Here is a 5,714-nt window from a genome sequence, read left to right on the forward strand (position 1 = left end):
CTGAACCAGACCTTCAAGACCGACGCCGTCCAGGACGAGATGCTCGTCGGCGTCGCGAAGATCACCGCCGCCACCGAGTAACACCCCCGCTCGACCGATCGGGCACGTCCCGATCAACGAAGAACCCCGTTCGCGAAGAAGAACCCCGATCAATCGTGGTTCGTCTTCGTGAACGGGGTTCTCGGCGTCCGGGTCAGGAGGCGCCGACCGCTACTCGGCCTTCTCGGTCTGCCACTTCTCGGGCGCCCGGTCACCGTTCGGGCGCACCGGCCGGACGTCGCCCACGATGGGGATGGCCCGCTTGCGGAGCGCCCAGAGGTAGCGCACGAAGAAGTGCGTGAGGGTCGAGAGACGGTTGCCGTTCCCGAGCAGGCTCGTGATGTGGACGAACACCCACAACAGCCAGGCGACGGGGCCGGTCAGCGTGAAGCCGTTGGGCAACTGCACCACGGCGGCGTTCGTGCCCACCGTGGCCATGGTGCCCTTGTCGTGGTACTTGAACGGCGCGAGCTTCTTGCCGGCGAGCAGGCGGACGATCTGTTCGCCGATGTGCTCGCCGCCCTGGATCGCCGGCTGGGCGAGCTGAGCGAGGGCGTCGTCGGTGGCGGCGATGTCACCCGCGGCGAAGATGCAGTCGAAGCCCTTGACCGTGAGGTCGTCGTTCACCTGGATGCGTCCACCATGGGTCTGCGGCACGCCCCACGAGGCGACCTCGGCGTGGGCCGCGACGCCGGTGGCCCAGATGACGAGCTCGGCCGGGATGAACTCGCCGTCCGCGGCGACGACGCCGTCGGGACGGACCTCTTCGACACCCGTGTCGAGCCGCAGGTCGACGCCGCGCTTGCGCAGCACCTTGGCGGCGTACTTGCGCAGACGAGGGGAGAAGGGCTTGAGCAACTCGCCGCTGCGGTGCACGAGGGTGATCGTGATGCTCGACGCGTCGATCTCGGGGTAGGCGTCCTTCAACGCCTGGTCGCGCAGTTCGGCCAGCGCGCCGGCCATCTCGACGCCCGTGGCACCGCCACCGACGATGACGACGCGCACCTCGCCGCTGCCCACCGAGGCCGCGGCGTTCTCGAGCTGCGTGAAGAGCTCGTCGCGGATGCGCAGCGCCTGCGAGCGGGAGTACATCGAGTAGGCGTACTCGTAGGCGCCCTTGGTGCCGAAGTAGCTGGTGTTGACGCCGTTGGCGAGGACCAGGGCGTCATAGGCGATCTCCTCGCCGTCGCGCAGGGTGATGATGCGCTCGTCGGCGCGGATCGTCGTGAGCAGCCCGTGGCGGAACTCGGCGTTCGACTGCTTGGACCGCAGGCTGCGCAGGAAGTAGGTGACGTCGCCCGCGTTGAGGCCGCCGGTGGCGACCTGGTACATGAGCGGCTGGAACATGTTGTAGACGTGGCGGTCGATCAGGGTGATGCGGACGTCGGCGTCTCGGAGGGACCTCATCGCCGCGATGCCGGCGAAGCCGCCGCCGACGATGACGACGTGGGGGCGGGGGTCTGCGGTCATGGGGTTGCTCCTGCGGTGTCGATCGTGTCGTCGGATCGTCGTCGACCCCGGTTGGCCGGACCCTGGCGCCGAGTCCGCCGCGAGTTTACTCGCCTCACGAGTCGGATCGTGCACCGGATGCATCGACGGACGACCCGTGACCGGGGGACTTCCGGGGCCCGTCCACCGATGGTACGATCATCTAACTACTTGGTGATCGAGTTGCTCGTTCAATAAGCGACATGTGTCGCGGAGTCGTCGGACGGGACCCGAACCCCGGGCCGAGGTGGACGCCGTACCCGATCCGATTCCTCCCGGAGACCCGATGACCCCCGCCCCCGACGCGCAGACGACCGTCGCGCCCCGTTCCGACACCCGTGCCGACACCCGCCCCGAGCCGCGGACCGACGACGTCACCGCCGTGCTCGTCGCGCTGCAGCGCCTGCAGTCCCGGATCGCCTCCGTCAACGACCGGTTGGCCAAGGGCATGGGCGTCGGCGCCACGGACTACCTCGCCCTGGTGCACCTCTCCGTGCACGGCGACACCCCGCCCAAGAAGGTCGGCGAAGCCCTGGGGCTCTCGTCGGGTGCCATGACGGCCCTCGCGGACCGCCTCGAGGCCGCCGGTCTCGTCGTCCGGCTCCAGCACCCGACCGATCGACGCAGTTTCGTCCTGGCGCTCACCGCCGAGGGGTCGAGCGGCGTGGACGAGGCCGGCATCCTCTACGGACGAGTCGTGCAGGAGGCGCTGTCCGCGTCCCGCCGGCCCGTCGCCGAGGCGGTCTTCCGCGACCTGGGCGACGCCCTCGGGGTCGCGACTCCGTGAGGACGACCGACTCCGCACCTCCTGGTCGGGAGGTCCGGCGGAAGCCGGTGGGCGACGCCCCGGCCCCCGCGGCCCGGCGACCCGCTAGGGTCGGCTCGTGAGACTCTCGGTGACCTGGACGGCAGGCGGTGCGCAGCACGGCATGCAGGTGCACGACGATCGTCTCGTCTACGTGCTCCGTGACACCGCCGGACGCCCCACGACGCACGAGATCCCTGCCGGTTCGCTCGAGACCGTCGACTACTCGACGGTCGCGGATCGACCGGTCATCACGCTCAACGAACGAGACGGCACGAAGACGTCGTTCCCGTGCCCCCGCAAGATCGCCCGGGTGCTCTACCCGGCGATCAAGTGGCTGACCGTCTGACCGCGACCGCTACGACGTGCGCTCGAGGTCGGTGACGTGGGAGCGCCGACGGACCGCGACCTCGCGCCTCCGCGCCTTGACCGCCCCGCGGAAGCCGACCTCGGCGGCGATCGCGCCGGCGATCATCAGCGAGAAGCCGGCGAGCCCGGCGGGCAGGCCGAGCATCGTCGGGGCATCCCAGTCGAAGGTGAACGCCAGGACGGCCAGGCCGATCGCCACGAGGGCGAAACCGGCGACCGACAGGCAGACGCGGCGGGCTCTCGGTGCACTCATCCGATCAGCGTAGGCAACACCTGACGTCCGGCGACGTCGTTCTCAGGGGACGCGGATGGTTCTGCCGCGTAGCCCCCAGCCGCCCCGGTGGGAGGGCGGGTCCACAGGATGCGTTATTGCACTCCTGGCGCGAAAGTGCAATCATCGTCTTCGGCCGCGAGGCCCCCGGCGACGTCGCCGATCACGAGAGCGACGAGACCAGGAGGCGCGCGATGGCCACGACCGCCGGCAAGACGGCCCAGCGTCGACTGCGCACCCGCTTCGAGTTGACCGCTGCCGCCCGGCGCCTGACGGCCGAGCACGGACTCGCCGGCTTCACCATCGAGGAGCTCTGCGCCTCGGTCGGCATCTCGCGTCGGACGTTCTTCAACCACTTCGCGTCGAAGGACGACGTCGTCGTCGGGGTCGCGCTCGACGACGACGACGAGGCGCTCGACGGGTACTCGTCCTCGCGACGCGACCCGCGCCTCCCGCCCTTGTCGACCGTCTTCGACGACCTGGGCGCGCTCGTCGTCGAGCGGGTCGAGAACGTCGGCCTCACCCGCGGGCAGGCCGCGCACTTCAAGGCCGCGCTCGACCGCGAGCCCCGCCTGTTCGGCGCCATGATGCGGCAGGGCGACGAGCAGCGGCGACGCGTCGTCTCGGCCGTGGCCGCACACGAGGGGCTCGACGTGGGCGATCCCCGCATCGACGTCGCGGTGACCCTGCTCACCGGACTCGTCCAGCGGGCCTTCGAACGGTTCTTCTCCGCCGAGGGGCGGGACGACGAGCGCTTCGACGCCGTCCTCGCCGACCAGCTCGTGATCGCCCGCGAGCTCTTCGCCGCCGCCGCGCCTCGTGGCCCCGCCTCCCCGCCCGCCCCGACCCACCCTGCCGACCACGACCGAAAGGCGCTGTGACCCAGCCATGACGACCACCACCGCAGCGAAGGCCGACGCGCCCTTCCTCTTGACGAAGAGACGCATCTGGATCATCTTCGGCGCCCTCATCTCGGGCATGCTGCTGTCGAGCCTCGACCAGACGATCGTGTCGACGGCCATGCCGACCATCGTCGGCGAGCTCGGCGGCGTCGAGCACCAGGCCTGGATCACCACGGCATACCTGCTCGCCACGACGATCGTCATGCCGATCTACGGCAAGTTCGGCGACGTCCTCGGCCGTCGCAACCTGTTCCTCGTGGCGATCGCGATCTTCACCCTCGCGAGCATCGGCTGCGCCTTCGCCACCGACTTCTGGACGTTCGTGGTGTTCCGCGCGATCCAGGGCCTCGGCGGCGGCGGTCTGATGATCCTCTCGCAGGCGATCATCGCCGACATCGTGCCCGCCTCCGAGCGCGGCAAGTACCTCGGACCGCTCGGCGCGGTCTTCGGCCTGTCGGCCATCGGCGGACCCCTGCTCGGCGGCTTCTTCGTCGACCACCTCACCTGGCAGTGGGCGTTCTACATCAACATCCCCGTCGGCATCGCGGCGTTCGCCATCACCTGGGCCGCCCTGACGCTGCCGAGCAAGAAGGCCACCAAGCGCATCGACGTGCTCGGCGTGGTGCTGCTGTCGGCGGCGACCACCTGCCTGATCTTCTTCACCGAGTTCGGCGGTCAGGACGACCACGGCTGGGGTGCGCCCGAGACCTGGCTCTGGGGCGCCGGAGTCGTGGTGGCGGCGTCGCTGTTCGTGCTCGTCGAGTCGCGTGCCGACGACCCGATCATCCCGCTGTCGTTCTTCCGCAACAAGGTGTTCGTGCTGGCGACCGCCGTCGGCTTCGTACTCGGCATCGGCATGTTCTCGGCCATCGCGTTCGTGCCGACCTTCCTGCAGATGTCGTCGGGCGCGTCCGCGGCCGTCTCGGGCCTGCTGCTGCTGCCGATGATGGTCGGCCTGATCGGCACGTCGATCCTGTCGGGCAACCTGATCACCCGGACCGGCAAGTACAAGGTGTTCCCGGTGGTCGGCACGATCCTGACCGGCATCGCCATGGCGCTCTTCACGACCCTGACCGCCGACACCCCGCTCTGGCTGATCTGCGTGTTCCTCTTCCTCTTCGGTGCGGGCCTCGGCCTGATCATGCAGGTCGTCGTGCTCGTGGTGCAGAACTCGGTCGACGCCCAGAACGTGGGCACGGCGACCAGCACGAACAACTACTTCCGCGAGGTGGGCGCCGCGCTCGGCGTCGCGATCTTCGGTGCGTTGTTCACGAGCCGGCTCACCTCGAACCTGACGGACGTCTTCACGGGCGCCGGGGCGTCGGCCGGTGACGCCTCGCAGGCCACCGCGACCCTCGACCCCGCGACGCTGAACCAGCTGCCCGAGCAGATCCGTCGTCTCGTCGTCGAGGCCTACGCCGACTCGCTGGCGCCGGTCTTCGCCTACCTGATCCCGTTCATCGCCGTGGCGTTCGTGCTGTCGCTCTTCCTGCCGCAGATCAGACTCTCCGACGTGGCCGGCATGGTGTCCCGCGGCGAGGCGCTGTCGGGCGACGAGGCCGAGCAGCTCGAGGCCGCCGAGCGCGCCGCGCACGGTCGTGGCGCCGGGCGGGCCGGGAGGCGCGGTGCCGGGACGGCGTCCGAGGTGGCGACCGCCGGTGCGGTGGCGACCGGGGCTCCGGTCGCGCCGCTCGACGGGGTCGATCAGCGGGACGACGCCGACGAGCGTGTCGCCGACGGGGTCGACGAGCGGGACGACGCCGACCGCCCGTAGCCGGTCGGATCGCGGGGGCGCCGGGTCAGACGGCGGCGGGGCCCTGGGCGGGCAGGGCCGCGGCCG

Annotated in this window: 6 protein-coding genes; 4 read left to right on the forward strand and 2 right to left on the reverse strand. The window is 70.3% G+C overall.

What is annotated here, in order from left to right:
• Window positions 1-210: 210 nt before the first annotated feature.
• Window positions 211-1,509, reverse strand: coding sequence for an NAD(P)/FAD-dependent oxidoreductase (locus IFT36_RS14830; RefSeq protein ID WP_056047096.1), 1,299 nt, complete (start codon window positions 1,507-1,509; stop codon window positions 211-213).
• 304 nt (window positions 1,510-1,813) lie between these two features.
• Here IFT36_RS14830 and IFT36_RS14835 point away from each other — a divergent pair, with 304 nt between their 5' ends.
• Entirely contained in the window at window positions 1,814-2,314 is a 501-nt protein-coding gene (locus IFT36_RS14835; RefSeq protein WP_123570737.1) for a MarR family winged helix-turn-helix transcriptional regulator, read from the forward strand.
• 97 nt (window positions 2,315-2,411) lie between these two features.
• Window positions 2,412-2,681: a hypothetical protein gene (locus IFT36_RS14840; protein WP_148053652.1), complete on the forward strand. Its 270-nt coding sequence runs from the start codon at window positions 2,412-2,414 to the stop codon at window positions 2,679-2,681.
• 9 nt (window positions 2,682-2,690) lie between these two features.
• On the opposite strand, the gene IFT36_RS14845 is transcribed toward IFT36_RS14840, so the two are convergent.
• Window positions 2,691-2,954: a hypothetical protein gene (locus IFT36_RS14845; RefSeq protein ID WP_056047088.1), complete on the reverse strand. Its 264-nt coding sequence runs from the start codon at window positions 2,952-2,954 to the stop codon at window positions 2,691-2,693.
• A 212-nt stretch (window positions 2,955-3,166) separates the two neighbouring features.
• Here IFT36_RS14845 and IFT36_RS14850 point away from each other — a divergent pair, with 212 nt between their 5' ends.
• Together IFT36_RS14850 and IFT36_RS14855 are read left to right on the forward strand one after the other, a co-directional pair.
• Window positions 3,167-3,853, forward strand: a complete 687-nt coding sequence (locus tag IFT36_RS14850; RefSeq protein ID WP_200413533.1) for a TetR/AcrR family transcriptional regulator — start codon at window positions 3,167-3,169, stop codon at window positions 3,851-3,853.
• A gap of 7 nt (window positions 3,854-3,860) precedes the next feature.
• Window positions 3,861-5,648: an MDR family MFS transporter gene (locus IFT36_RS14855; protein WP_200413534.1), complete on the forward strand. Its 1,788-nt coding sequence runs from the start codon at window positions 3,861-3,863 to the stop codon at window positions 5,646-5,648.
• The last annotated feature ends 66 nt before the right edge of the window (window positions 5,649-5,714 follow it).

The sequence above is a fragment of the Frigoribacterium sp. CFBP 13605 genome, from assembly GCF_014839405.1.
GTDB lineage: Bacteria > Actinomycetota > Actinomycetes > Actinomycetales > Microbacteriaceae > Frigoribacterium.

What these genes read in the sequence shown, in the direction of transcription:
- IFT36_RS14830 (WP_056047096.1), bottom strand. Translation starts at nt 1,509, where the DNA reads ATGACCGCAGACCCCCGCCCCCACGTCGTCATCGTCGGCGGCGGCTTC.
- IFT36_RS14835 (WP_123570737.1), top strand. Translation starts at nt 1,814, where the DNA reads ATGACCCCCGCCCCCGACGCGCAGACGACCGTCGCGCCCCGTTCCGAC.
- IFT36_RS14850 (WP_200413533.1), top strand. Translation starts at nt 3,167, where the DNA reads ATGGCCACGACCGCCGGCAAGACGGCCCAGCGTCGACTGCGCACCCGC.
- IFT36_RS14845 (WP_056047088.1), bottom strand. Translation starts at nt 2,954, where the DNA reads ATGAGTGCACCGAGAGCCCGCCGCGTCTGCCTGTCGGTCGCCGGTTTC.
- IFT36_RS14855 (WP_200413534.1), top strand. Translation starts at nt 3,861, where the DNA reads ATGACGACCACCACCGCAGCGAAGGCCGACGCGCCCTTCCTCTTGACG.